The sequence below is a fragment of the Marivivens donghaensis genome (assembly GCF_030410045.1).
GTDB lineage: Bacteria > Pseudomonadota > Alphaproteobacteria > Rhodobacterales > Rhodobacteraceae > Marivivens > Marivivens donghaensis.
In genome coordinates, this window is sequence record NZ_JAUFRA010000002.1 from 82,261 (window position 1) to 105,486 (window position 23,226).

General features: G+C 56.9%; 24 protein-coding genes. 14 read left to right on the forward strand and 10 right to left on the reverse strand.

The window, feature by feature from the left end; translation table 11 throughout:
* Window positions 1-103: 103 nt before the first annotated feature.
* From QWY83_RS02155 to QWY83_RS02165, 3 genes are read left to right on the forward strand one after another with little or no spacing between them, the layout of a single operon-like run.
* Window positions 104-553 (forward strand): ATP-dependent zinc protease family protein, encoded by a 450-nt coding sequence (locus QWY83_RS02155; RefSeq protein ID WP_249946172.1) that lies wholly within the window; start codon window positions 104-106, stop codon window positions 551-553.
* Window positions 550-1,455: a 30S ribosomal protein S6--L-glutamate ligase gene (gene rimK, locus QWY83_RS02160; RefSeq protein WP_067551991.1), complete on the forward strand. Its 906-nt coding sequence runs from the start codon at window positions 550-552 to the stop codon at window positions 1,453-1,455. The genes QWY83_RS02155 and rimK overlap by 4 nt, the downstream gene beginning before the upstream one ends.
* Window positions 1,452-2,501, forward strand: coding sequence for a succinylglutamate desuccinylase/aspartoacylase family protein (locus QWY83_RS02165; protein ID WP_249946171.1), 1,050 nt, complete (start codon window positions 1,452-1,454; stop codon window positions 2,499-2,501). The genes rimK and QWY83_RS02165 overlap by 4 nt, the downstream gene beginning before the upstream one ends.
* On the opposite strand, the gene QWY83_RS02170 is transcribed toward QWY83_RS02165, so the two are convergent.
* The 5 genes from QWY83_RS02170 to QWY83_RS02190 form a co-directional block, all read right to left on the reverse strand.
* A complete protein-coding gene (locus tag QWY83_RS02170; RefSeq protein ID WP_249946170.1) occupies window positions 2,498-3,109 on the reverse strand; it encodes a L,D-transpeptidase in 612 nt (203 codons plus the stop codon). The genes QWY83_RS02165 and QWY83_RS02170 overlap by 4 nt on opposite strands.
* Window positions 3,110-3,271: 162 nt before the next feature.
* On the reverse strand, window positions 3,272-5,410 hold the full coding sequence (pnp, locus tag QWY83_RS02175; protein WP_249946169.1) for a polyribonucleotide nucleotidyltransferase: 2,139 nt from the start codon (window positions 5,408-5,410) through the stop codon (window positions 3,272-3,274).
* A gap of 250 nt (window positions 5,411-5,660) precedes the next feature.
* Window positions 5,661-5,930, reverse strand: coding sequence for a 30S ribosomal protein S15 (gene rpsO / locus QWY83_RS02180; protein ID WP_067551996.1), 270 nt, complete (start codon window positions 5,928-5,930; stop codon window positions 5,661-5,663).
* Between the two features lie 136 nt (window positions 5,931-6,066).
* Window positions 6,067-6,828 (reverse strand): calcium-binding protein, encoded by a 762-nt coding sequence (locus QWY83_RS02185; RefSeq protein WP_249946168.1) that lies wholly within the window; start codon window positions 6,826-6,828, stop codon window positions 6,067-6,069.
* A gap of 80 nt (window positions 6,829-6,908) precedes the next feature.
* Window positions 6,909-7,430, reverse strand: a complete 522-nt coding sequence (locus QWY83_RS02190) for a DUF1643 domain-containing protein (protein WP_249946167.1) — start codon at window positions 7,428-7,430, stop codon at window positions 6,909-6,911.
* 92 nt (window positions 7,431-7,522) lie between these two features.
* Here QWY83_RS02190 and QWY83_RS02195 point away from each other — a divergent pair, with 92 nt between their 5' ends.
* Entirely contained in the window at window positions 7,523-7,834 is a 312-nt protein-coding gene (locus QWY83_RS02195) for a hypothetical protein (RefSeq protein WP_249946166.1), read from the forward strand.
* Here the strand turns inward: QWY83_RS02195 and truB are convergent.
* From truB to rbfA, 3 genes are all read right to left on the reverse strand, one after another.
* Window positions 7,831-8,733 (reverse strand): tRNA pseudouridine(55) synthase TruB, encoded by a 903-nt coding sequence (truB, locus tag QWY83_RS02200; protein ID WP_249946165.1) that lies wholly within the window; start codon window positions 8,731-8,733, stop codon window positions 7,831-7,833. The genes QWY83_RS02195 and truB overlap by 4 nt on opposite strands.
* Before the next feature lie 63 nt (window positions 8,734-8,796).
* A complete protein-coding gene (locus QWY83_RS02205; protein WP_435404495.1) occupies window positions 8,797-9,495 on the reverse strand; it encodes a phosphodiester glycosidase family protein in 699 nt (232 codons plus the stop codon).
* A 5-nt stretch (window positions 9,496-9,500) separates the two neighbouring features.
* Window positions 9,501-9,911: a 30S ribosome-binding factor RbfA gene (gene rbfA, locus QWY83_RS02210; protein WP_105236253.1), complete on the reverse strand. Its 411-nt coding sequence runs from the start codon at window positions 9,909-9,911 to the stop codon at window positions 9,501-9,503.
* 97 nt (window positions 9,912-10,008) lie between these two features.
* Here rbfA and dapB point away from each other — a divergent pair, with 97 nt between their 5' ends.
* Window positions 10,009-10,818: a 4-hydroxy-tetrahydrodipicolinate reductase gene (gene dapB, locus QWY83_RS02215; protein ID WP_249946163.1), complete on the forward strand. Its 810-nt coding sequence runs from the start codon at window positions 10,009-10,011 to the stop codon at window positions 10,816-10,818.
* A gap of 10 nt (window positions 10,819-10,828) precedes the next feature.
* Here dapB and QWY83_RS02220 read toward each other — a convergent pair whose 3' ends face one another.
* Window positions 10,829-11,002 (reverse strand): DUF1674 domain-containing protein, encoded by a 174-nt coding sequence (locus tag QWY83_RS02220; RefSeq protein WP_249943133.1) that lies wholly within the window; start codon window positions 11,000-11,002, stop codon window positions 10,829-10,831.
* 66 nt (window positions 11,003-11,068) lie between these two features.
* Between QWY83_RS02220 and QWY83_RS02225 the strand changes: the two genes are divergently transcribed.
* From QWY83_RS02225 to QWY83_RS02265, 9 genes are all read left to right on the forward strand, one after another.
* The gene (locus QWY83_RS02225; RefSeq protein ID WP_249946162.1) at window positions 11,069-12,340 is read left to right on the forward strand and encodes an RsmB/NOP family class I SAM-dependent RNA methyltransferase; all 1,272 of its coding nucleotides are present in this window, start codon (window positions 11,069-11,071) and stop codon (window positions 12,338-12,340) included.
* Window positions 12,341-12,455: 115 nt separating this feature from the next.
* Entirely contained in the window at window positions 12,456-14,165 is a 1,710-nt protein-coding gene (locus QWY83_RS02230) for a heparinase II/III family protein (protein WP_249946161.1), read from the forward strand.
* 13 nt (window positions 14,166-14,178) lie between these two features.
* A complete protein-coding gene (gene purH / locus QWY83_RS02235) occupies window positions 14,179-15,768 on the forward strand; it encodes a bifunctional phosphoribosylaminoimidazolecarboxamide formyltransferase/IMP cyclohydrolase (protein ID WP_249946160.1) in 1,590 nt (529 codons plus the stop codon).
* Window positions 15,768-16,271 (forward strand): signal peptidase II, encoded by a 504-nt coding sequence (lspA, locus tag QWY83_RS02240; protein WP_249946159.1) that lies wholly within the window; start codon window positions 15,768-15,770, stop codon window positions 16,269-16,271. Before purH ends, lspA begins: the two co-directional genes overlap by 1 nt.
* Window positions 16,272-16,330: 59 nt before the next feature.
* Window positions 16,331-16,828 carry a DUF3035 domain-containing protein gene (locus QWY83_RS02245; RefSeq protein WP_249946158.1) on the forward strand — a complete coding sequence of 166 codons (498 nt, stop codon included), beginning with the start codon at window positions 16,331-16,333 and terminating at the stop codon, window positions 16,826-16,828.
* Window positions 16,829-16,906: 78 nt separating this feature from the next.
* A complete protein-coding gene (locus QWY83_RS02250) occupies window positions 16,907-18,235 on the forward strand; it encodes a M16 family metallopeptidase (RefSeq protein WP_249946157.1) in 1,329 nt (442 codons plus the stop codon).
* Complete coding sequence (locus tag QWY83_RS02255; RefSeq protein ID WP_249946156.1) at window positions 18,232-19,542, forward strand: M16 family metallopeptidase; 1,311 nt, start codon at window positions 18,232-18,234, stop codon at window positions 19,540-19,542. The genes QWY83_RS02250 and QWY83_RS02255 overlap by 4 nt, the downstream gene beginning before the upstream one ends.
* Window positions 19,543-19,596: 54 nt before the next feature.
* Complete coding sequence (gene mutL, locus QWY83_RS02260; protein WP_249946155.1) at window positions 19,597-21,441, forward strand: DNA mismatch repair endonuclease MutL; 1,845 nt, start codon at window positions 19,597-19,599, stop codon at window positions 21,439-21,441.
* The gene (locus tag QWY83_RS02265; RefSeq protein ID WP_249946154.1) at window positions 21,441-22,595 is read left to right on the forward strand and encodes a DNA recombination protein RmuC; all 1,155 of its coding nucleotides are present in this window, start codon (window positions 21,441-21,443) and stop codon (window positions 22,593-22,595) included. The genes mutL and QWY83_RS02265 overlap by 1 nt, the downstream gene beginning before the upstream one ends.
* Here the strand turns inward: QWY83_RS02265 and QWY83_RS02270 are convergent.
* Window positions 22,585-23,226, reverse strand: a complete 642-nt coding sequence (locus QWY83_RS02270; RefSeq protein WP_249946153.1) for a ChrR family anti-sigma-E factor — start codon at window positions 23,224-23,226, stop codon at window positions 22,585-22,587. The genes QWY83_RS02265 and QWY83_RS02270 overlap by 11 nt on opposite strands.

A 23,226-nucleotide genomic window follows, 5' to 3' on the forward strand; every position in this document is an offset into this window, starting at 1 on the left:
TTGGATCAGGTCAAAGCCCCGCCTGTGTTGCGGGGCTTTTTCTTTTCGTAGACAGGCACATCAGGTTACGATAGCGGAGCGTCACGAACCTATGAGTCTGCGTATGGCTACCAAACCCCCTATCATTATTGGATGGCGTGAATCCGTTGCCCTGCCTGAGCTGGGCATCCAAGAAGCCATTGCCAAGATTGATACAGGTGCGCGGACCTCTGCGATCCATGCCACGCGGATCAAAGTGTTTGAAAAAGACGGGCAGGACTGGGTGCGGTTCCACGTGCCGCATGCTGGGCTTGAGAGCGCAGTCACCTGCGAAGCCCGTCTGGTTGATCGTCGCGAGATCAAGAATACCTCTGGTATTCCCCAAGAGCGTTTGGTGATCGAAACCCAATTGGTGCTGGGGCCACATACTTGGAAAGTGGAGGTGTCATTGGCGAACCGTGCCAATATGAACCTGCCTCTCATCCTCGGGCGAACTGCGATTCGCCGTCGTAATATTCTTGTTCATCCCGGCCGGTCGCATCTGGCGGATGGCACCCGAAAGGACCACAAATGAAAATCGCGATGCTGGCGCAAAACGCCGATTTGTATTCCCATCAGCGTATGAAAGAAGCGGCTGAAGCGCGGGGTCATGATTTTGATATCATTAAGACTTTGCGTTGTTACATGAACATCGCGAGCCGTCGGCCCGAGGTCTATTACAACGGTGAAAAGCTGCCGCATTATGACGCTGTTATCCCGCGTATCGGGGCCAGCGTGACGTTCTATGGCCTCGCAGTGTTGCGTCAGTTCGAGATGATGGGTGTCTATCCTTTGAACGAATCCGTCGCGATTGGGCGCAGCCGCGATAAGCTTCGGTCAATGCAGTTGATGGCGCGTGATGGCATCGGTCTACCTGTCACGACATTCGCGCATGACCCAAAGATTACCGACGAGGTGATCAAGCTCGCTGGTGGTGCGCCTGTGGTGGTGAAGTTGCTCGAAGGGACGCAGGGGATCGGTGTGGTTCTCGCCGATACTGACCGTTCGGCAAAGTCGGTGATCGAAGCGTTCCGCGGTGCTGACGTGAACATCATGGTGCAGGAGTTCATCAAAGAGGCTGGTGGCACGGACATCCGCGCCTTTGTGATCGGTGGCCGCGTTGTTGCCGCGATGAAACGCACGGGCGCTGAGGGCGAATTCCGTTCTAACCTGCATCGTGGGGGATCGGCTGAGGTTGTCCGTTTGTCCCCCGAAGAACGCTCGACCGCGATCCGTGCGGCAAAGGCGATGGGCTTGAATGTCTGTGGCGTCGATATGCTGCGGGCGAACCACGGTCCTGTGGTGATGGAAGTGAACTCGTCGCCGGGTCTCGAGGGTGTTGAGGCTGCGACGGGTATCGATATCGCGACTAAGATCATTGAATTCATTGAGAAAAACGCAAAAATCGGAAAGACAAAGACGAAGGGCAAAGGATGACGACGCCTCGTAAGCCCTTTGAAATGGCGGGGCGTCGTATCGCGCCCGGCCAGCGCAGCACTGTCGATTTGCCCGTTAGTACGCTGTCTGATCACACCCCTGTCACCATGTCGGCGCATGTCATTCATGGTAAAAAACCAGGTCCCGTGATGTTCGTTTCGGCGGCAATCCACGGCGATGAGGTCATCGGGGTTGAGATCGTTCGTCGTCTTCTTCGGACGCCGAATTTGGATCGTTTGGCAGGGACGTTGATTGCGGTTCCAATTGTGAACACCTTTGGGTTTTTGAACCAATCGCGATATCTGCCTGACCGTCGTGATTTGAACCGTTGTTTTCCTGGCTCGCCTTCTGGCTCGCTGGCTGCACGGTTGGCGTATCTGTTTTTGACAGAGATCGTTGAGCGGTCGGATTTTGGCATCGACCTTCACTCTGCTGCGATCCAGCGGACGAACTTGCCGCAGGTGCGAATTAACCCTGGAAATGAACGTCTGATCAAAATGGCAGATGTTTTTGGCGCTCCTGTGATCATTCCATCAAAACAGCGTGATGGTAGCCTTCGCAAAACGGCTGCTGAAGTGAACTGCGATATGCTTCTTTATGAGGCGGGCGAGGGGCTTCGGTTCGACGAATATGCTGCACGCACGGGCGTGATGGGCATTCTGCGGGTGATGCGCGAACTGGGTATGATTTCGTCTCGTGGCGTGACCAAACCCAAGGTCCGGCCCGTTCGGGCCACGACATCGTTCTGGCTGCGGTCCCCTGCGGGCGGATTGCTGCGGATGTTTCGTCAGACGGGCGATGCGGTGCGTGAAGGAGAGGTTCTGGGCATCGTGTCCGACCCGTTCGGCGAGAATGAAACAGAGATCGTCGCGGATCAGGCGGGGATCATCATTGGTCGGTCGAACTTACCCGTGATCAACGAAGGCGACGCGCTGTTCCATATCGCGGTATTGCCACGACCGAAGGCGGCGACCGAGACCGTAGAGACCCTCGCAGAGCAGTTGGTCGAAGCTCAGCCGCTCTTTGATGAGGATGAAATCATTTAATAGGCGTGGATGACCGTTCCGATTGGAACACGATTATAGAGGTCAATCACGTGGCTATTATACATGCGGAAGCAGCCGTTTGAGGACGCGCTGCCGATGCTGCGGGGGCTCGTCGTGCCATGCACGCGGATCGCCGTGTCGCGGCCGTTTTCATAGACATACATCGCGCGCGCGCCGAGCGGATTTTGCGGACCACCGGGCATGCCGTCAGCGTATTGTGCATAGGCATCGGGGTTCCGCTGGATCATCTCTGGCGTTGGTGTCCAGCTCGGCCATTCGACCTTGCGACCGATCACGCCAGTGCCGAAATAGGCTAGACCTTCCTGACCGATGGCGCAGCCGTAGCGGATGGCATAGCCCTCAGCAACGGTGAAATAGAGGTGTTTGCTCTGCGGGAGGATGTGAATTTCCCCGACAGGTAGGTTCGGGTTCACCGATACCACGGTTGCCCAGTATTTTTCGGGGATCGAGTAATTGCCTTCGGTCTTGCCCGGTAAGGTCGCGCTTAATTCGCTGAGCCATGTCGATTGCGGAGCTGACCGGGCAAATGCGCTGGTTGCAAAAAGGCTGGCAGCGGATGTTGTCAGGAAAGTGCGGCGATTGATCATGGCAAACCTCATGGAACGGATACCCTACAATACAGTTTAAGCGTGTTTTCGCATAGGTCATACACGATGCTGTGAACTGGCAAGCCTCGATTCATAGGGTAGGGCAAAAAGAAAACCCCGACGCGAGCGCCGGGGTTCCCAAGATTTCGAAGGAAGAACGCCTTATTCTTCGGCAGCTGCTTCTTCTACTTTTGCTTCTTCGCCAGTTTCCTGATCGACAACCTTCATCGACAGGCGAACCTTGCCGCGATCGTCGAAGCCGAGGAGTTTCACCCAAACTTCTTGACCTTCCTTGAGAACGTCAGACGGGTGGTTCAGGCGACGGTTTTCGATCTGCGAAACGTGCACCAGACCGTCACGTTTGCCGAAGAAGTTCACGAAAGCACCGAAGTCGACGAGTTTGACAACTTTGCCTTTGTAGACCTTGCCTTCTTCTGGCTCTGCAACGATCGAGTAGATCATGTCGTAGGCCTTCTGGATCGCTTCGCCGTTGGCGGATGCGATTTTGATGATGCCTTCGTCGTTGATGTCGACTTTTGCGCCCGACACTTCAACAATTTCACGGATGACCTTACCGCCCGAACCGATCACTTCACGGATCTTGTCGGTCGGGATCTGCATGGTTTCGATTCGCGGAGCGTGAACCGAGAACTCGTTAGCCGAGGTCAGAGCTTTGCTCATTTCACCGAGGATGTGCAGACGACCCTGACGGGCTTGCTCGAGTGCTTTTTCCATGATGGCCGGAGTGATGCCCTGAACTTTGATGTCCATCTGTAGCGAGGTGATACCAGCTTCGGTGCCTGCTACTTTGAAGTCCATGTCGCCGAGGTGGTCTTCGTCGCCGAGGATGTCGGTCAGAACAGCGTAGGAACCGTCGTCTTCGAGAACGAGGCCCATTGCAACGCCAGCAACAGGTGCTTTGAGCGGAACGCCAGCGTCCATCATCGAAAGGGAGCCACCACAGACCGAAGCCATGGAGGACGAACCGTTCGATTCAGTGATCTCGGACACAACGCGGATGGTATACGGGAAGTCGGTCGCTGCTGGCAGAACTGCCTGAAGCGCACGCCATGCCAGTTTACCGTGACCGATTTCACGACGACCCGGCGAACCAACGCGGCCAACTTCACCAACCGAGTACGGAGGGAAGTTATAGTGCAGCAGGAAGTTCGAACGGAAGTTGCCGTGCAGAGCGTCGATGATCTGTTCGTCGTCGCCGGTGCCGAGGGTGGTAACAACCAGACCTTGGGTTTCGCCGCGAGTGAACAGAGCCGAACCGTGAGTACGCGGCAGCAGGCCAGTTTCACATACGATCGGGCGAACCTGATCCAGTGCGCGACCGTCGATGCGCTTACCTTCTTTAACAACCGAACCACGAAGAACCGAGGATTCGAGCTTTTTCAGTGCGGAACCGAGATTGCCGTCTTCGAGTTGTTCTTCGGTCAGGGTCGCTTTGATTGCTTCTTTTGCAGCAGCAACAGCAGCAACGCGTTCCTGTTTGTCGGTGATCGCGTAGGCAGCGCGCATTTGCTCTTCGCCAGCGGCTTTCACAACTTCGTAGAGGTCAGAGTAGTTCGGCGGAGTGAACTCGAACGGCTCTTTTGCGGATTCTTCTGCCAGATCAATGATCAGGTCGATAACCGGCTGGATTTGCTGGTGGGCAAAGTTCACAGCGCCGAGCATTTCTGCTTCGGTCAGCTCGTAAGCTTCGGATTCAACCATCATCACAGCGTCTTTGGTGCCTGCAACAACCAAGTCGAGGCGCTGCTCGGGGTTGGTGCGCAGGTTCTGCATATCGTCAACTTCAGGGTTGAGGACGTATTCGCCATCAACGAAACCAACGCGGCAACCAGCGATTGGGCCCATGAACGGTGCGCCAGAGATGGTCAGTGCAGCCGAAGCAGCGATCATCGCAACGATATCCGGATCGTTAACGAGGTCGTGGCTCAGCACGGTGCACATCAGAAGAACTTCGTTTTTGAAGCCAGGTGCGAACAGCGGGCGGATCGGGCGGTCGATCAGACGCGCGGTCAGCGTTTCTTTTTCGGTCGGGCGCGCCTCGCGCTTAAAGAAACCGCCCGGAACTTTACCGGCGGCATAGTATTTCTCTTGGTAGTGAACCGTCAGGGGGAAGAAGTCCTGACCCGGTTTCTGTTCCTTAGCGAAGGTCACGTTTGCCATGACCGAAGTTTCGCCAAGGGTGGCAATCACAGTGCCGTCAGCCTGACGGGCAATCTTGCCGGTTTCCAGAGTGAGCGTTTCTTCGCCCCACTGGATGGATTTTTTCACTTCATTGAACATCAGCGTATCCTAATTGGGAGCACTCCCGCCCCTGCGGGTCTCCCGTTTGCATGGTGGCCCCATTGCCACCGACCCCTCTATCCTAACTCGAGCGCCGGGGTCTAAGCGCAGCGTCTCAGATAGCGGGCGGATACAGGAAAAATAGGGTTTTGGGAAGTCTTGTGTTTGTAGGCGTCTGGACGGTCTGCTGAAACGAAAATCGCCCGCTCGGGAACCGAACGGGCGATCAAAATCACAAAACCTGGCGCGATTAGCGGCGGATGCCGAGGCGCTGGATCAGGGACTGATAACGAGCTTCGTCTTTAGCTTTGGTGTAGTCGAGCAGCTTACGGCGCTGAGCAACCATCATCAAAAGGCCACGACGACCGTGGTTATCTTTTTTGTGGGTTTTGAAGTGTTCTGTCAGCGTCGCGATGCGCGAGGTCAGGATTGCAACCTGAACTTCGGGCGAACCTGTGTCACCTTCTTTGGTGCCGAATTCTTTGATCAGACGTGCTTTTTCTTCTGGCGTAATCGACATCGGGGTCTCCTTTAGGATTAAGGGTTATGGCGCGTGCCGGGATGTCGTCCAGCAAGGCCCGTGGAGTATCAAGCGGTCCAACGACCGAAGATTGGGGGCGGATAGTCGATTCCTTGCATAAAATAAAGGGAAATCGTCAGAGGGCGACAAGCTGGACCAATGACATGTCCAAATTGGCGACCCCGTGTAGGTAGGCGATTGATGTTCCGTCCGCTAAAAGATGGAGCCCGCCATCGTCGGTCATTGTCGATAGTTCGGGCAAAGTTCCCTCGTAACCGATCACGATAACGTCCTCCTCGGTCATGTCATCAATGTCGACTTCGGTCGTGGAGCGCGACAGGAGGGCAAAGATGTCCGCACCTGTACCGCCGTTCAGATTATCGCCGTCACCGCCCAAGAGGACATCGTTGCCTGCACCGCCATTTAGGTAGTCGCGGGTTTGGAAGTCCGTCTCTCGGCCGTTCAGGATATCGTCGCCTGAACCACCGTGGAGCACATCTGAACCAGATCCGCCGTCCATCACATCATTTCCAAGCGAGCCAAGGAGCGAATCGTTTCCTTCGCCACCCGACATTAGGTCATCACCATCGCCACCAATGATCTGATCGTCGCCGGTTCCGCCGAGAATTGTGTCGGTGCCGATGCTGCCGAAAAGACTATCATTCCCAGCATCGCCAAAAACGGTGTCGTCACCTGCGCCTCCGATCACCTCGTCATCGTCATTGCCACCTGACAGGAGATCGTCGCCACCGCGCCCGTCGATGAAATCTGCGCCATTTCCCCCCGATATTTCGTCGATATCTTCGCCGCCCAGCAGGATGTCGTCCGCATCAGATGTGACGGGGATAAGGGCTGCGCCCATGGCGGCAATGCTCATCAAACCGAGTAGCCAGAACATTTGAATCCTCATCCACAACAGAACATGCCGCGACCATAAAACAGTTCGGCCTGGGCTGAGAGGATTCTCGGGTTAACTGGTTAACCGACCCAGAGTTCGGGTTGGCTATCGTAGCCGATATAAAGCGGGTGTTTGGGGTGGCCTGATTTGGTGACACCTAATGAATAAAGGGGTTTTCCTACAGCACGCAGTAATGTTTCAACTTGCTTGCCTCTATCCAGATGATCACCGTGGGCACCCCAAGCGCAGATGATCTGATCGCCGTCGCGGATCCAGTCGCGGGCAGAATTTTCGATGGCCTCGTCATTCAAAGGGCCGACGGGATCGGCCGCGGCGCGCATCTTTTTCGGGTCTGTGTCGCGCCACGCAAAGATATTCGTGACCCTAAACGCGCCAAAGCCGAGCGCACGGGCACGACGTTCGCAGCGTTCGACGGTGGGATCGTTCTGAACTTCGGTCGCGGTCGATGGGTTCAGCATTACAAAAAGGGCACGCCGACCTGATGGATTCCACTCGCGCGTAAGGTGATATCGGTATTTTTCACAATCCGAATAGGTTGCAACTGACGCTGCATCGCCTTTGAGATGCCTTTTTTCGATCATGTTCCGACATAAATTGACCCAAATTTTCGCTACTATGATGAGGAACTCGCCGGATTGGAAGCGAGATAGGAAACGAATCGAGAGGCAGACCGATGGACTGGGGAAGCTTATTGACCTTTGCCACGCTAGGCGTGGGCGCCGCCGTTGATTTCACGTCAGGCGGTAAAGATGCCGATGTGTCGGCAGAGGATGACCATCTTCATGAAGAGGACGGTTTTGACGATGTGGCGACAGCTTCGCTGGACCCATTGTTTGATGACGCGGCAGACGAAGATGACGGTTATTACGCCGTAGCGGATTTCTATCCGACGATTGATCCGCAGACGGCGATTTTGCCTTGGGGCGATCCCGAGGTGGATGGTGATTTCGACGATAGCGACTTTACGCTAGGACTTGCGGCTTAACGAACAAAGACGCGGGCGGGATGTATTTCACCTGCTTTGAAGACGCCGACAGCGACCGCTTCGCCATCAAAACTTGCCCAACATTCTTCGCCGTATTCGACGTCGTGCGCGATCACGACGGCAGGGTTGCCATTGCGCAGTTTTGCGAGGCTTTCGGGCGGGCAGCGGACTTCGGCGATGTCGGCAAGACCTTGTTCGAGCGGGCGAAGATAGCTGTCTAGCTCTGGCTGTTTTGCCAATTCTTCGAGTTTTTCCAGAGACATACCCTCTTCGGCGGTGAAGGGGCCTGACCAGATGCGGCGCAGGTGATGGACGTGGCCGAAGCATCCGAGTGCCTCACCCAGATCACGCGCGATGGACCGCACATAACCGCCCTTGCCGCAGGTCATTTCTAGGACGACGTGGTCAGCATCGGGGCGGTCAACCATCAGCAGCTCTTCGACCCAGAGGGGACGGGCTGCGATTTCGAACTCTTCGTCATCGCGGGCCAGTTTGTACGCACGCTGACCGTCGATTTTCACAGCAGAGAATTTCGGTGGCACCTGCATGATTTCACCGAGGAAACCACCCAAGGCACCTTTGATCTCGTCATCGGTGGGACGTTGATCCGAAGTTTTGATGATCTCACCCTCTGCATCATCGGTATTCGTCGCAGCGCCGAGGGTCACGGTGAACTCATACGCTTTGAGCGCGTCCGTGATGTAGGGGATCGTTTTTGTCGCCTCTCCCAGCGCAACAGCCAAGACGCCAGTCGCTTCGGGATCGAGCGTCCCAGCGTGCCCAGCCTTTTTCGCACCAAAGGCCCAACGGACCTTATTCACGACGGCAGTCGAGGTGATCCCAGCGGGTTTATCAATCACCAGCCAGCCGGAAATATCGCGACCTTTGCGTTTGCCCATGTTTACCTCCGTCGTGTCGGGTTGCGCCCACTATCGCTCATAGGCCTAGGGGTCAACCATAGGCTAGGGGGCGACTACGCCAACTATTGGTCCCATGCGTACGCCATTTGCGGTCCGACCAAGCTGTGGTGCGTAGAGACGTGACACTCGTCCATCGAGGTAAAGCGCGTTCTTTGTCTGCAGTACGTCACGGAAGAATTCGCCCATCTCCCAAAAAGTTACTGGTCGGTTAGAAATTGCAAAATAAGCGGTTCCGTCGGCTCCGACGCCAACACCGTTCCGAAAGTTGCGGGATGTGCTTTCACGAAGAAAACGCGGGTGAAGAGCGCCATCGATGACCAACATGGGGCCAGATTGGGTGGCGTAGGTGCAGTCGGGCGCCTCGGTTTCAAAGCTTAGCGTTTCGATGACCCGGGCGCTGTTTTCGGTGATGCAGAGCACGCCATTGGGCAGCATGCCGAAGTTCCCCGGACCTGCGTTCGTTACCAGCCGCATGGTTTGGATGCTGTCCTCTATGTAGAGGCCGACGGGGCTGCGGTCTTCGTGATACATGCCCGCGTTCATCGCAAAGGACAGTGGGCCTATGTCCGCTTCGACTGCGGAAAAGCTGCCGTAGACTGCGCCGTTGTCATCGCTGTGAAACAGCCGCAGGTCTTCTGTCGCGGGATCGACCGCGCAGACGGTGAAATCACCATCGTCGGTGCAAATGACCGCCTTTGCAGGTCCGCACAGGATGCAGAGCAAGGCGATTAGCCCACGCATCAGGGTCATTCTTCTTCGTCGGAGCGGTCCAGATCGCGACGCACGTGTTCATCAGCGAACATGCGGCGCGTGTCATCCATACGGTCGAACGTCTCGTCGAGTTCGAACTTGATCTGAGGCGCGAACTTGAGCGTGATGCCGCGTGTGACCAGATGGCGGATCTCTGCCGTATTACGGCGGAGCGCCTGCAGACACAGTTCTTTATCCTTGCCGCCAAGCGGAAGGACGTAAGCTGTCGCTGTTTTCAGATCGTTGGAAACACGCACTTCGCCAACGGTGATCGACATGCGCCCGAGTTCGGGATCATGCACGTCACCACGAGCGAGCACTTCGGATAGGGAGCGACGAACAACTTCGCCAACGCGCAACTGGCGTTGGGAGGGTCCGGCACCTTCATGTGAACGGTTCTTTGCCATATTGCTCATGTAAGCCTGTTGTCGGCCCTTGCCAAGCAGGGCTTTGAGGGGCAAGCAGGGGTGCACGCAGGAATAAACGCACGCGAAGGACGCCGATATGACAGATTTACCAGGTATTGTGATCACCGGAGCTTCGGGCCGGATGGGTCAGATGCTGATCAAAACCGTGGTCGAATCGGACAAAGCGCGCCTGGTAGGTGCGATTGAGCGGGCAGGCCATGCATGGGTTGGTCAGGATGTTGGCACTGCAATGGGTGGCGCTGCGCTGGGCGTGATTGTCACGGATGATACGGCTGCCGCGTTTGCAAATGCTGATGCTGTCATTGATTTTACCGCGCCCGTTGCGACGATTTCCTTTGCCCAAGAAGCTGCGAAAGCAGGCGTTGTGCATGTGATCGGCACCACAGGTTTCGAGGATGAACATTTGGCCGAGGTTGCGGCTGCGGCCTCTAAGACGCCGATCATTCGTGCGGGGAATATGTCGTTGGGTGTGAACCTTCTGACCGTCCTCGCTAAGAAAGTCGCTGCTGCCTTGGATGACGATTTCGACATCGAGATCATCGAGGCGCATCACAACAAGAAAGTCGACGCTCCGTCAGGGACTGCACTGATGCTGGGTGAAGCTGCTGCCGAAGGGCGCGGGGTGTCGCTCAAGGACGTGCGCGATTCGGGGCGTGACGGGATTACGGGTGCGCGCAACAAAGGCGACATCGGTTTTGCGGTCGTTCGTGGCGGCGATATCGTTGGTGAACACGACGTGATGTTCGCCGCTGCCGGAGAACGGATCGTGCTGCGCCACATCGCAACGGATCGCGCTGTTTTTGCTCGCGGTGCTCTCAAGGCTGCGCTTTGGGGGCAGGGCAAACCCGCTGGCGAATATTCGATGATTGACGTTCTGGGCCTTTAATACAGGCCGATCAGAAGTCGATCGCGATTCCCTTTTTCTCCCAATCACCAAAGCGCACGGCCTCTGGGCCGTCGCGTCCGCCGAGTTCGGTGGGCAGGTCCAACGGCTTTGCAGCTTTGCGGCGTTCTTCTGCTTCGGCCAAAGCGCGGAGTGCTGCGGGCGGTAGGTCTTTTTGATCAGTCATGTGCTTTCCTTGTCCCTGTGGTTCCTCTGATATAGTCGGGGTTATCTTTTCGGCCAAGAGGACGCCATGACACAGACCGGCATTGCCCCGCGCCTAGCCGCGCATAGACTGCTAAACGCCGTGACCGAAGATGGTCGTCTATTGTCCGAAGTGACAGCACACCACTTGGCCAAGCTCGAACCCGAAGATCGCGCCCGCGCCCAGCGGTTGGTTGTCGATACGCTGCGCGGATTGGGGCGTGTGGATCGTGTTTTGAAACCCCATTTGCGGAAAATGCCGCCTTTGTCGGTGCAAAACGCGCTGCGGTTGGCGTCCTTTGAATTGCTGACAGGTGCTGCTGGTCATGGCGTTGTGAACGCATATGTCGAAATCGTTGGTAAGGATCGCAAGACGGTTGGCCTTAAGGGTCTGGTAAACGCCGTGCTGCGCAAGGTCGCTGCCGAAGGGTCGGATAACTGGGGCAAACTGCCCGTTCCGCAGTTGCCGAAATGGCTGCGCGTTCCTTTGATCGAGGCATGGGGCAATAAGGCTGTGATGGCGATGGAGCACGTGCAGATGCGTGGCGCGCCACTCGACATCACTGTTAAAACCGATCCAGAGGCTGTTGCGGCTGCATTGGGTGGCGAAGTGCTGCCAACAGGGTCCGTGCGTCTGTCTGATGGCGGGCAGGTCTCTGCCCTAGCTGGTTTTGATGCTGGCGACTGGTGGGTTCAGGACGCAGCAGCGGCGATCCCTGTCAAGGTGTTGGCCCCGAAGGCGGGGGAAACCATCCTCGACCTTTGCGCGGCCCCCGGTGGTAAGACGATGCAATTGGCTGCAGCTGGCGCTGAGGTCACGGCGCTGGACGTATCGGAAGCGCGGATGGCACGGGTGCAGGAAAACCTGACTCGCACAGGTCTGACGGCCAAGATTGTTGTCGCGGATGCCTTTGCGTTTGATGAAGGCGGGTTTGATGCGGTGCTGCTTGACGCGCCGTGTTCTGCGACGGGCACAATTCGTCGGCACCCTGACCTGCCTTATGCGAAAAACGGGAGCGAGTTTGGGGCTCTGATCGACCAACAGGTTGGTCTGATCGATCACGCGTTGTCGCTGGTGAAACCGGGTGGACGATTGGTTTACTGCACCTGCAGCCTTTTGCCAGACGAGGGCGAAGTTCAGATCGAAGAGCTGCTCGAGCGTCATCCTGACCTGACCATCGACCGTGATGCGCTGTTGATCGAGGGTGTGGACCCCGAATGGATCACCGAAGAAGGCGGTCTGCGTCTGCGTCCAGACTACTGGGCGGACAAGGGCGGTATGGACGGATTTTACCTTGCAGTTGTGCGAAAGCCTGCGTGACACACGTTGCTTTGGCAGCTAACATCCGCGACAAAACAATGACGCGGACACCGCAGACCGAGGCAGACCTGATTTGGCCCAACCAACGACACGGCGTGGGAAATATACCCATTTCATGAACCGCTTTCAGGCGCGGTTGGCTGGCCGTAAGCGGTTGCCAACGGGTTTCGTGTCGCAGCCAGAACCGCAGTCGATTGGTTTATTCGCCAAAGGCCGCCAGCTTTGCGCTGGGAACTTCTTGTTTGCGGGTCAGTTGGTCGAAGCACCCGATACGTCTATTTGGGATATCGCCACCGAAGAGTCGCCGATTGCGCCGTTGTTGCATGGCTGTGCGTGGTTAGATGATCTTGCTGCGGTTGGGGATCACAAGGCCCGCACAAAAGCGCAAGATTGGGTGTTTGAATGGATCGACCGTTACGGGCGAGGTCGCGGGCCAGGTTGGACGCCTGACCTCACCGGGCGGCGTCTGATCCGGTGGATCAACCACGGCTTTTTCATCATGCGGTCGCGGGAAAAGGTCGATATCGACAAATACCTGACGAGCCTTGCACGGCAGACGTTGTTCCTTTCGCGGCGTTGGAAATCCACGCTGCCTGGTTTGCCTCGGTTCGAAGCGCTGTCTGGCATGATATACGCGGGTCTTTCTCTCGAAGGAATGTCGTCGCATGTTGCCCCCGCCTTGGCAGCGTTGTCGCGGGACTGTCGGGATCAGATCGACGTTGAGGGCGGTGTTCCGACACGCAATCCCGAGGAGCTTTTGGATGTTCTGACGCTTTTGTGTTGGGTCGTTCAGGCTCTTGAGGAAAGTGAACGTCCCGTTCCTGAAACCATCACCGCCGCGATTAATCGGATTGCACCAACCCTACGTGCGATGCGTCATGCGGACGGTGGGTTGGCACGGTTCCATGGTGGGGGACGAGGCATCGATGGGCGGCTCGACTATGCGCTGGGCGCGTCGGGGAATAAGGACCTGCCCGATCACAGCCGACATATGGGGTATGGCCGACTGGCGGCTGGGCGCACAACGGTTGTGATTGATGCGGCCCCGCCTCCTACAGGTCAGGCGAGTTATGATGCACATGCGTCGACCTGCGCGTTTGAGCTGACCTCTGGGCGTCGCCCTGTTGTGGTGTCCTGTGGGTCTGGCCGAAATTTTGGCATGGATTGGCGGCGGTTTGGTCGTGCAACGGCCAGCCATTCGACTTTGTCGCTGGCTGGGTATTCCTCGTCCCGTCTGGGTGCGCCAAGCCGATTGAACGGCATCCGTCATGAGCTGTTGGTGGATACACCCGACCTTGTTCCTGCCGAATATTCGACGACGCAGTTCGGCACACGCTACGAAGTCGCTCACAACGGCTACCAGATGACCCATGGTTTGACCCATGCGCGGACGCTGGATTTGTCGGTCGAAGGGCGGGATCTATCGGGCGAAGACCTGCTGACCACGCTGAGTGACGCCGACAAACTGCGGTTTGACCGCGCGATGGAGCGTGATGCGGGGGGGATTCCCTTTGGCCTGCGGTTCCACCTGCATCCCGAGGTCGAGGCCTCCTTGGATATGGGGGGCACGGCTGTGTCGCTGACGCTCAAGAGTGGCGAGATTTGGGTGTTTCGGCACGATGGATCGGCTGAAATGCGGCTTGAACCGTCAGTTTTCCTAGAAAATGGCCGACTAAAGCCCCGTGCGACACAACAAGTGGTTTTATCTGGGCGCGCGATGTCCTATGCGACGCGCGTTCGCTGGACTCTGGCAAAGGCGCACGAGACACCAAATGCGGTGCGTGATTATGCCATGGACGATCCGGCAGGGCTGGAAAACGACTGAACCGGAGAAAACGATGACCGACCTTTACCCCGTGCGCCGTGCGCTGCTTTCTGTATCCGATAAAACCGGATTGATCGAACTGGGGCAGGCGCTTGCTGCTCGTGGTGTCGAGTTGTTGTCGACTGGTGGGTCGGCGAAAACCCTGCGTGATGCTGGTCTGACGGTCAAAGACGTCGCCGACATCACAGGTTTCCCCGAGATGATGGATGGTCGTGTAAAGACCCTGCACCCGAATGTGCATGGCGGCCTTCTCGCCCTGCGCGACAATGCGGATCACGTCAAAGCGATGGAAGAGCACAACATTGGCGGTATCGATCTGTTGGTCGTGAACCTCTACCCTTTCGAAGCTGCTCTGGCCCGTGGCGCGGACTACGAAGAGATGATCGAGAACATCGATATCGGTGGCCCTGCGATGATCCGTGCCTCTGCGAAGAACCACGGTTTTGTTGCGACGGTTGTGGACGTTGAGGATTACGCTGCCCTGTTGGCTGAACTGGACGCAAACGACGGTCAAACCTCTTATGCGTTCCGCCAGCGGTTGGCGCAGATCGCTTATGCGCGGACTGGCGCCTATGACGCTGCCGTATCGAACTGGATGGCCAAAGCAATCGGCGAGGACGCGCCGCGCCGTCGCGTTGTTGCTGGCGAAATCAAACAAACTCTGCGCTACGGCGAAAACCCGCACCAGAACGCTGCATTCTACGTCGACGGTACGGCACGCCACGGTGTTGCGACTGCAGTTCAGCATCAGGGCAAAGAGCTGTCCTATAACAACATCAACGACACCGACGCGGCCTATGAACTTGTTGCTGAGTTCGATCCGGCCAAGGCTGCTGCCGTTGCGATCATCAAGCACGCAAACCCTTGTGGCGTTGCCCAAGGCGCGACCCTGATCGAAGCTTATCAAAAAGCATTCGATTGCGACCGCACCTCGGCGTTTGGTGGCATTGTTGCGCTGAACCAACCGCTCGACGCTGAAACCGCGCAAGCGATCACCGAAATCTTTACCGAAGTCGTCATTGCGCCAGGTGCATCGGACGAAGCGAAAGCGATCTTTGCGGCTAAGAAAAACCTGCGCCTCCTGACCACCGAAGGTTTGCCCAATGTCCTCGACGCATCGTTCACCGTGCGTCAGGTCGCTGGAGGTATGCTGGTGCAGGACAAAGACGCGGGCTTTATCGGTATGGACGACCTGAAGGTTGTCACGAAAAAGGCACCGACTGACGAACAAATGGCGGACCTTTTGTTCGCGTGGAAAGTCGGCAAGCACGTTAAGTCCAACGCAATTGTTTACGTCAAAGATGGCGCAACGGTTGGCGTTGGTGCGGGCCAGATGAGCCGCGTCGACTCTGCCCTGATCGCGGCCAAGAAAGCTGAACGTATGGCGGATGTTCTGGGCCTTCCTGCGCCACTGACCATCGGTTCTGCTGTTGCCTCTGACGCGTTCTTCCCGTTCCCTGACGGTCTGATGGAAGCCGCTGCTGCTGGCGCGACCTGCGTGATCCAGCCAGGTGGTTCGATGCGCGATGATGAAGTGATCGCAGCCGCAGACGAGGCGGGCCTCGCGATGGTCTTCACCGGCATGCGACACTTCCGTCACTGATGACTGGGCGCGCAAAACGTAATGGATTCCGGCTCGTTTTTTGGGCCGGATTCTGGACCTTCCTTTTGGATCAGATCACCAAGTTTTTGGTGGTTCACGTTCTGGGCCTGCGTGTGCTCGAACGGATCGAGGTTTTGCCGCCGTTCATCGAATTCCGGATGGCGTGGAATCCTGGCGTGAATTTCGGACTTTTTGCAGGGTTGGATATGCGCTGGGCGTTGATTGCGCTGGCGATTGGTATCTCGGGCTTTGTCCTTTGGTGGCTAAAGCGTGAAGGCGGCAATCGCTGGACGTATCTATCGGCGGGACTGTTGATCGGCGGTGCGATTGGCAACGTCGTCGATCGGGTTCTCTACGGTGCGGTGGCAGATTTCTTGAATATGTCCTGCTGTGGCTTTGAAAATCCCTATGCGTTTAACGTTGCAGATATCGCGATTTTTGTAGGTGCGTTTGGGCTTGTGATCTTTACTGGAGAGCGGAAGCCCGCCAAATCGCAGAAATAGACCCCGTGACGAGCGCCTCATCCTGCGCTAAACACAAGGCGAAATCCGGAGGGTATCAAATGCGTGGATTACTACTGGCCCTATGTGCGGCGCTGACGTTGTCGGCCTGTGGCGGCGGTGAACGCACCCTGCACCGGACCAGTCTGACGGATGGATCGCCTGATGAATTCGGCGTTCAACCCACGCGCACCTTGGAACTTCCACAGTCGATGAACCTGTTGCCCACCCCGACTCCTGGCGGCGTGAACCTTGCGGATGCAAACCCTCAAGCGGATGCCATCGCGGTTCTGGGTGGCTCTGTGACAGGTGGTGTCGGCGGTGATGCAGCACTTATGGCGCAAGTGTCCCGTTTCGGTGTTGATCCGTCGATCCGTTCTGTTTTGGCGGCTGAGGATGCTGCGTTCCGCAAGCGTCGCACCAATTTGTCGCTGTTCCGCATCTTCAATCGCGATCGCTATTTCCAAGCGTATCGTGGTCAATCTCTGGATGCCTATGCACAGCTAGAACGGTTCCGCTCTTTGGGCGCTGCGGTGCCGTCTGCACCTCCAGCTAACTGACGGTAACAACTGCGTTTCCATGTCTTGCGGTGGCCGCCCTGTGGGGTAGGTTCTATGCGACCCTGTTGGAGGATGCGTATGTTCCGAACTTTGTTTGCTGCCCTGTCCCTTTTGGCTATGCCTGCCATCGCCGAAGAGGTGACGACCTTTACCCTCGATAACGGGATGGATGTGGTGGTCATCGAAGACCATCGTGCCCCTGTTGTTGTGCATATGGTTTGGTATCGGCGGGGCTCTGCGGACGAACCGTTGGGGCAATCGGGCGTCGCGCATTTCTTGGAACACCTGCTGTTTAAGGCGACCGACAACATGGCGTCGGGTGAATTGTCCGAGGTCGTCGCGGCGAATGGTGGGTCGGACAACGCGTTCACGAGTTATGATTATACCGCATATTATCAACGGGTTGCGGCGGATCGATTGCCGTTGATGATGCAGATGGAAGCCGACAGGATGGTTAATCTACGGCTGACGCCAGCGGACATTGCCACTGAACGCGACGTGATCCTCGAAGAACGAAATATGCGGGTCGAGAACAACCCGTCCGCCTTGGCACGTGAACAGATGATGGCAGCGCAGTATTTGAACCATCGATACGGTGTTCCTGTGATCGGTTGGAAGCACGAGATGGAGAGCCTCGAGCTAGAGGACGCGCTTTCGTTTTACGACCTCTACTACAGCCCCAATAACGCCGTACTAGTCGTCGCTGGTGATGTTGATCCTGCCGAGGTGCGATCGCTTGCCGATCAATATTACGGTGTCATCCCGCCCGAGGAAAACCTGCCCGAACGGCTACGTGCCGAAGAACCACCGCAGACCGCTACCCGTCGATTAACCTTTGTCGATCCGCGTGTGTCGCAACCCTATTTGGCACGCAGTTATCTGGCCCCTGAACGGGATAGTGGTGATCAACAGAAAGCCGCAGCGCTCGTCTATTTGGCAGAAATGCTGGGTGGTTCACCGTTTTCGTCTGCTCTTGGAGTGGCGCTCCAATTTGATACGCAGCTCGCTGTTTATACTGGTGCTGGATACGATGCCGATAAATTGGATGATACCACATTTTCGCTGAGCGTGGCTCCAGCTGAGGGCGTCGCTCTATCCGAAGTAGAGGCTGCAATGGATGCTGCGATCGCAGAGTTTTTTGCCTCGGCGATTGACGCGGCTCGGCTTGAAAGCATACGCACCCAACTTCGCGCGGGGCAGATTTACGCACGTGATAACGTTGAAGGACTGGCTAATCGATACGGCGCCGCACTGTCCCAAGGGTTAACCGTTCAAGACGTTCAGGATTGGCCAGCCGTACTAGAGGCCGTAACCGCCGATGACATCAAAGCGGTCGCAGCAGAGGTATTGGACACCAAGAGGTCCGTCACAATGTGGGTTGCGGCTAGCGAAGGAGACCTGAAATGATCCGCTTTATCGCTGCTTTTGTAGTCGGTTTCATTGCTATTGCCGCCCGTGCTGACGTTGCCATTCAGGAACTCACAACGCCATCGGGTATCAATGTTTGGCTCGTAGAAGAGCATTCTATTCCCTTTGTGGCGCTTGAGGTGAACTTTGTCGGCGGCACGGCCTTGGATGAGGCTGGAAAGCGTGGCGCGACAAACCTGATGATGGCCCTGATCGAAGAAGGTTCGGGCGACATGACTGCCCAGCAGTTTCAAGCGGCGCGGGAGGCATTGGCCGCAACCTACGAATTTGATTCTTACGACGACGGCGTGACGATTTCGGCTAAGTTCCTAACTGAAAATCGTGATCAGGCGGTCGCACTTTTGGCTCAGGCGATCAATCAGCCGCGGTTCGATCAAGACGCCATAGATCGTGTGCGGGGACAGGTTTTGGCCAATATCGCGTCCAGTGCTAAGAACCCAAATCGGATCGCTGGAGAGGCATTCTACAGCGCTGCGTTTGGCGATCATCCTTATGGCTCGGACGACAGCGGAACTGTTGAGACGGTCAATGCGTTGACCCAAGACGACATGTTCACAGCCCACCGGAATGCGTTGGTACGGTCGCGTGCTTATGTGTCTGTCGTTGGCGATATTGATGCAGAGGCCGTTGGTCCAATAGTTGATCAGCTTTTGGCTGGGTTGCCAGAAGATGGCCCTGCGTTGCCAGATCACGTCGACTTTGGCCTCAAGGGTGGGGTGACGGTGGTGCCGTTTGATATCCCGCAATCTGTTGCTCTATTTGGTCAGGCGGGTCTAAAGCGCGATGATGAGGATTTCTTTGCCGCCTATATCCTGAACACCATTCTAGGTGGGAACGGCCCCCAGTCGATCCTGATGGAAGAGGTGCGCGAAAAGCGCGGGCTGACCTACGGGATTTATTCCTATTTGGTTCCCAAAGATCACGCCGAAATGTGGTTAGGCTCAGTTGCGTCAGCGAATGATCGGATGGCCGAAACGTTAGATGTCGTCATGGATCAGTGGGCGCGCGTTGCGACCGTGGGTGTCTCTCAAGAAGAGCTCGATGCCGCAAAGACCTACCTGACGGGGGAGTATCCGCTTCGTTTTGACAGCAATCAAGCGATCGCGGGAATTATGGTTGGGATGCAGGTTGAGGGGCTTCCGGTCGATTATGTGATCCATCGGAATGACTATATTAACGCGGTGACCTTGGAGGATGTGAACCGCGTGGCGCGTGAAATTCTCGACCCCGAAGCCCTGCATTTCGTGGTCGTCGGTCAGCCTGTCGGGTTGGAAACGACAGAGTAATGTTCACGAAATACCCCTGTTAGAATCGTGTGAGGCCGTGCTAAACCTTGTGGCATGGCCTTACCTGACCCCAATATAACCGAAACCCGTCCGCATATTCGACAATTGGACGATGCCGCGATTAATAGGATCGCGGCGGGTGAGGTGGTCGAACGCCCAGCCTCTGCCGTCAAAGAACTGGTCGAGAACTCTATCGATGCGGGATCGCGTCGGATCGAGGTCGTGATTGCTGATGGTGGCAAGACGCTGATCCGTGTGACGGACGATGGCTGGGGTATTCCATCGGATGAATTGCCTTTGGCCCTGTCGCGTCATGCGACCTCGAAAATAGACGGCTCGGATCTGCTGAACATCAACTCTTTTGGGTTTCGCGGCGAGGCGCTGCCGTCGTTGGGTGCGGTTGGTCGTTTGTCGATCACCTCTCGCGTTGCGGGGGCCGAGGCCGCGACGATTACGGTCGCGGGTGGGCGGATTGAGGCGGTCAAACCCGCCGCGCTGTCGGCGGGCACCGTCGTCGAGCTGCGGGATTTGTTCTATGCGACCCCTGCGCGACTGAAATTCCTGCGGACCGATCGGGCAGAAATGCAGGCGATCACGGATGTAGTGAAACGTCTGGCGATGGCTGAACCCTATGTGAGCTTTTCGCTGATTGATGCGTCGAATGGGGATCGTCGCGAAGTGTTCCGTGCGGATTCTGAACAAGGCGAGATGTTCGATGCGCTGAACGGTCGTCTTGCAGCGGTGCTGGGCCGTGAATTTGCCGACAACGCATTGCCGATTGATGCAGAGCGGGATGGGTTTCACCTGACGGGCTATGCGGCGTTGCCGACCTATTCTCGTGGCTCTGCCGTCGCGCAGTTTCTGTTTGTGAATGGTCGCCCTGTTCGGGACAAGCTTTTGGTGGGCGCTCTGCGTGGTGCCTACATGGATTTCTTGAGCCGTGATCGACATCCTGCGGCGGCACTGTTCGTCGATTGTGATCCGACGCTGGTCGATGTGAACGTCCATCCCGCAAAGTCCGAGGTGCGTTTTCGTGAACCCGGCATTGTTCGGGGATTGATCGTGTCTGGGCTGCGCCACGCACTTGCAAATGCAGGGCATAGGGCATCGACGACTGTGGCTGCGGATACGCTAGGTGCGATGCGTCCCGAAGCGCCGCAGAGGCCGATGTATCAGATGGACCGACCGTCCTACGGGGCGCGTGCGATGACCTATCAGATGCAAGCCCCTGCACCGCAGACGATGGGATTCGCCGAAATGGCGGCACCCTCGGCTCGGTTCGAAGAGGTGACTGAGGACGAGGTGAAACCGCTCGAGTCATTGCCTCTGGGTGCGGCGCGGGCGCAGGTTCATGAGAACTACATCATCGCGCAGACCGAAACGGGCATGGTTATCGTGGACCAGCACGCAGCCCACGAACGGCTTGTCTATGAAAAGCTGAAACGACAGATGGCGGAAAACGGTGTTGCGGCGCAGGCGCTCCTGATCCCAGAGATCGTAGAGATGTCGTCGGGCGATGCAGCGCGATTGCTGGAGATTGCTGACGACTTGGCTCGGCTTGGCCTCACGCTGGAACCATTTGGTGGTGGTGCGATTTGTGTGCGCGAAACGCCTGCGATTTTGGGCGAGGTGAACGCGAAAGCCATGTTGATGGATATCTTGGATGAGCTTGCCGATTTGGGCGATAGCCAAGCGGTTCAAGCCAAGATCGAGGCCATTCTATCGCGTGTCGCCTGCCATGGGTCGATCCGATCTGGTCGCCGTATGCGGGCGGAAGAGATGAATGCGCTTTTGCGTGAGATGGAGGCGACGCCTCATTCTGGTCAGTGCAACCACGGTCGCCCGACCTATGTGGAATTGCGACTGACCGATATTGAACGTTTGTTTGGACGGACCTAATGACGATTGACCTGAATGATCCTCTGACCTTGATCGCAATTGTGGGGGGCGCGTTTGCGCTGGTCCTTGTGATCTTGTTGATCATGGTTGTGAAGCGTGCGGGGCAATCGACGCAGATGGCGCAGATCGTGGCGAGCCAGATGGGTGGCGTGACGCAGCGCGTACAGATGTTGTCGGACGGTCAGCAGCAGTTGTTTGGCGGCCTGACATCGGTGACCGAGGCGCAAGCGCAGTCGCAGGCTAATATGCTCAAGCTGATGGAGCAGCGGTTGCAGAACGTGACCGAGATGATGAACCGCAATTTGACGACCAGTGCCAAAACCACAGCGGCCTCGCTTGGTGAACTACAGCAGCGGTTAAAGACCATCGACAAGGCCCAAGAGAACATCACCAAACTGTCGGGCGATGTACTGAGCCTTCAGGACATTCTGTCGAACAAACAGACCCGTGGCGCGTTCGGAGAAATCCAGTTGCATGACATCGTCTCAAAGGCTTTGCCGTCGGATAGCTACAGCCTCCAGCACACTCTATCCAACGGCAAACGCGCCGACTGTTTGATTCACCTCCCGAACCCTCCGGGGCCGATTGTGATCGACAGTAAGTTCCCATTGGAGGCCTATGAGGCTCTTCGTCGTGCGAAGTCGGATTATGAGCTGAACGACGCTGCGCGTTTGATGCGGACGGCGGTGCGGACGCACATTAAGGCGATCAGTGAGAAGTATATCATTGAGGGTGAAACGGCGGACGGCGCGTTAATGTTCCTGCCGTCCGAGGCCGTTTATGCCGAACTCCACGCCAACTTTAGTGAGTTGGTGCGCGAGGGGTTCAATGCGCGGGTTTGGATCGTCTCCCCGACGACCTGCATGGCGACCCTCAACACGATGCGCGCGATTTTGAAGGATGCGCGGATGCGTGAACAGGCTGGGGCCATTCGCAAGGAATTGGCCCTGTTGTATACGGACGTTGATCGTCTGGGCACGCGAGTTGAAAACCTCGACCGACATTTCGGGATGGCGGCTAAGGATATCGCAGAGATCAAAATCAGTGCGGATAAGGCGGGGCGCCGTGCGCAACGTCTCGATAACTTTGATTTCGAAGAATTGGCACCCGACGCTGATCCCGCCGTGGTGCCGCTGTCCGTGCCTAAATCCTAACGAACCGCTGCGCGATCCGCGGCAGGAACGAATTGAACTTTAGCGGTGCATCGGTCGCGGCGAGGCAAATGCACGCTTCGCCTTCTTCTGCGATTGGCGTGTGGTTCAAGTCCTCGTTGGCGACTTCAACATCACCTACGCCAAAACGATCAGACTCATCTTTAAACGCGCCCTGCAGGACCAGCGTCAGTTCTAGGCCGCGATGCCCATGATCGGGCACGGCGACACCGCCTGGAATATGCAGCAGGCGCACAGTCGCACCACCGTCAGACGCTAGGATCATTTGACGGACGCCGCCGCCAACGGGCCGCCAGCGCACGTCGTCTTTGTCACCGCCAACGTAGTCTTGGAGCGGGGCAGGGAAGATACCCTTGGCGTAGCGTTTCTGCGGGGCTTCGGGCGTGTTTGCGATCAGCGCCATCGTCGCGGCGAAGGAGTCGTTCGACATTGATACCGCACCAGCGGACATCATGACCTCGCCACCCACGGCTTCGAATTCACCGAGCCGAGAACGGCACTCATCACAGAGCGACACATGGGTTGCGACCACGAGGCTGAAGGCTTCGGGAAGGGTGCCAGCGGCGTAGCCCATCAGAAGCTGGTCGGTTAGGTGATGCTTAATTTCAGCCAT

Excerpts from the sequence above, each read along its gene's own strand:
- QWY83_RS02255 (WP_249946156.1), top strand. The coding sequence starts at position 18,232 with ATGATCCGCTTTATCGCTGCTTTTGTAGTCGGTTTCATTGCTATTGCC.
- QWY83_RS02250 (WP_249946157.1), top strand. The coding sequence starts at position 16,907 with ATGTTCCGAACTTTGTTTGCTGCCCTGTCCCTTTTGGCTATGCCTGCC.
- QWY83_RS02195 (WP_249946166.1), top strand. The coding sequence starts at position 7,523 with ATGGACTGGGGAAGCTTATTGACCTTTGCCACGCTAGGCGTGGGCGCC.
- QWY83_RS02185 (WP_249946168.1), bottom strand. The coding sequence starts at position 6,828 with ATGTTCTGGCTACTCGGTTTGATGAGCATTGCCGCCATGGGCGCAGCC.
- dapB (WP_249946163.1), top strand. The coding sequence starts at position 10,009 with ATGACAGATTTACCAGGTATTGTGATCACCGGAGCTTCGGGCCGGATG.
- QWY83_RS02230 (WP_249946161.1), top strand. The coding sequence starts at position 12,456 with ATGAACCGCTTTCAGGCGCGGTTGGCTGGCCGTAAGCGGTTGCCAACG.
- QWY83_RS02205 (WP_435404495.1), bottom strand. The coding sequence starts at position 9,495 with ATGCGTGGGCTAATCGCCTTGCTCTGCATCCTGTGCGGACCTGCAAAG.
- rbfA (WP_105236253.1), bottom strand. The coding sequence starts at position 9,911 with ATGGCAAAGAACCGTTCACATGAAGGTGCCGGACCCTCCCAACGCCAG.
- QWY83_RS02225 (WP_249946162.1), top strand. The coding sequence starts at position 11,069 with ATGACACAGACCGGCATTGCCCCGCGCCTAGCCGCGCATAGACTGCTA.
- QWY83_RS02190 (WP_249946167.1), bottom strand. The coding sequence starts at position 7,430 with ATGATCGAAAAAAGGCATCTCAAAGGCGATGCAGCGTCAGTTGCAACC.
- purH (WP_249946160.1), top strand. The coding sequence starts at position 14,179 with ATGACCGACCTTTACCCCGTGCGCCGTGCGCTGCTTTCTGTATCCGAT.
- rpsO (WP_067551996.1), bottom strand. The coding sequence starts at position 5,930 with ATGTCGATTACGCCAGAAGAAAAAGCACGTCTGATCAAAGAATTCGGC.
- QWY83_RS02165 (WP_249946171.1), top strand. The coding sequence starts at position 1,452 with ATGACGACGCCTCGTAAGCCCTTTGAAATGGCGGGGCGTCGTATCGCG.
- truB (WP_249946165.1), bottom strand. The coding sequence starts at position 8,733 with ATGGGCAAACGCAAAGGTCGCGATATTTCCGGCTGGCTGGTGATTGAT.
- QWY83_RS02170 (WP_249946170.1), bottom strand. The coding sequence starts at position 3,109 with ATGATCAATCGCCGCACTTTCCTGACAACATCCGCTGCCAGCCTTTTT.
- pnp (WP_249946169.1), bottom strand. The coding sequence starts at position 5,410 with ATGTTCAATGAAGTGAAAAAATCCATCCAGTGGGGCGAAGAAACGCTC.
- QWY83_RS02220 (WP_249943133.1), bottom strand. The coding sequence starts at position 11,002 with ATGACTGATCAAAAAGACCTACCGCCCGCAGCACTCCGCGCTTTGGCC.
- lspA (WP_249946159.1), top strand. The coding sequence starts at position 15,768 with ATGACTGGGCGCGCAAAACGTAATGGATTCCGGCTCGTTTTTTGGGCC.
- QWY83_RS02155 (WP_249946172.1), top strand. The coding sequence starts at position 104 with ATGGCTACCAAACCCCCTATCATTATTGGATGGCGTGAATCCGTTGCC.
- QWY83_RS02245 (WP_249946158.1), top strand. The coding sequence starts at position 16,331 with ATGCGTGGATTACTACTGGCCCTATGTGCGGCGCTGACGTTGTCGGCC.
- QWY83_RS02270 (WP_249946153.1), bottom strand. The coding sequence starts at position 23,226 with ATGGCTGAAATTAAGCATCACCTAACCGACCAGCTTCTGATGGGCTAC.
- rimK (WP_067551991.1), top strand. The coding sequence starts at position 550 with ATGAAAATCGCGATGCTGGCGCAAAACGCCGATTTGTATTCCCATCAG.
- mutL (WP_249946155.1), top strand. The coding sequence starts at position 19,597 with ATGGCCTTACCTGACCCCAATATAACCGAAACCCGTCCGCATATTCGA.
- QWY83_RS02265 (WP_249946154.1), top strand. The coding sequence starts at position 21,441 with ATGACGATTGACCTGAATGATCCTCTGACCTTGATCGCAATTGTGGGG.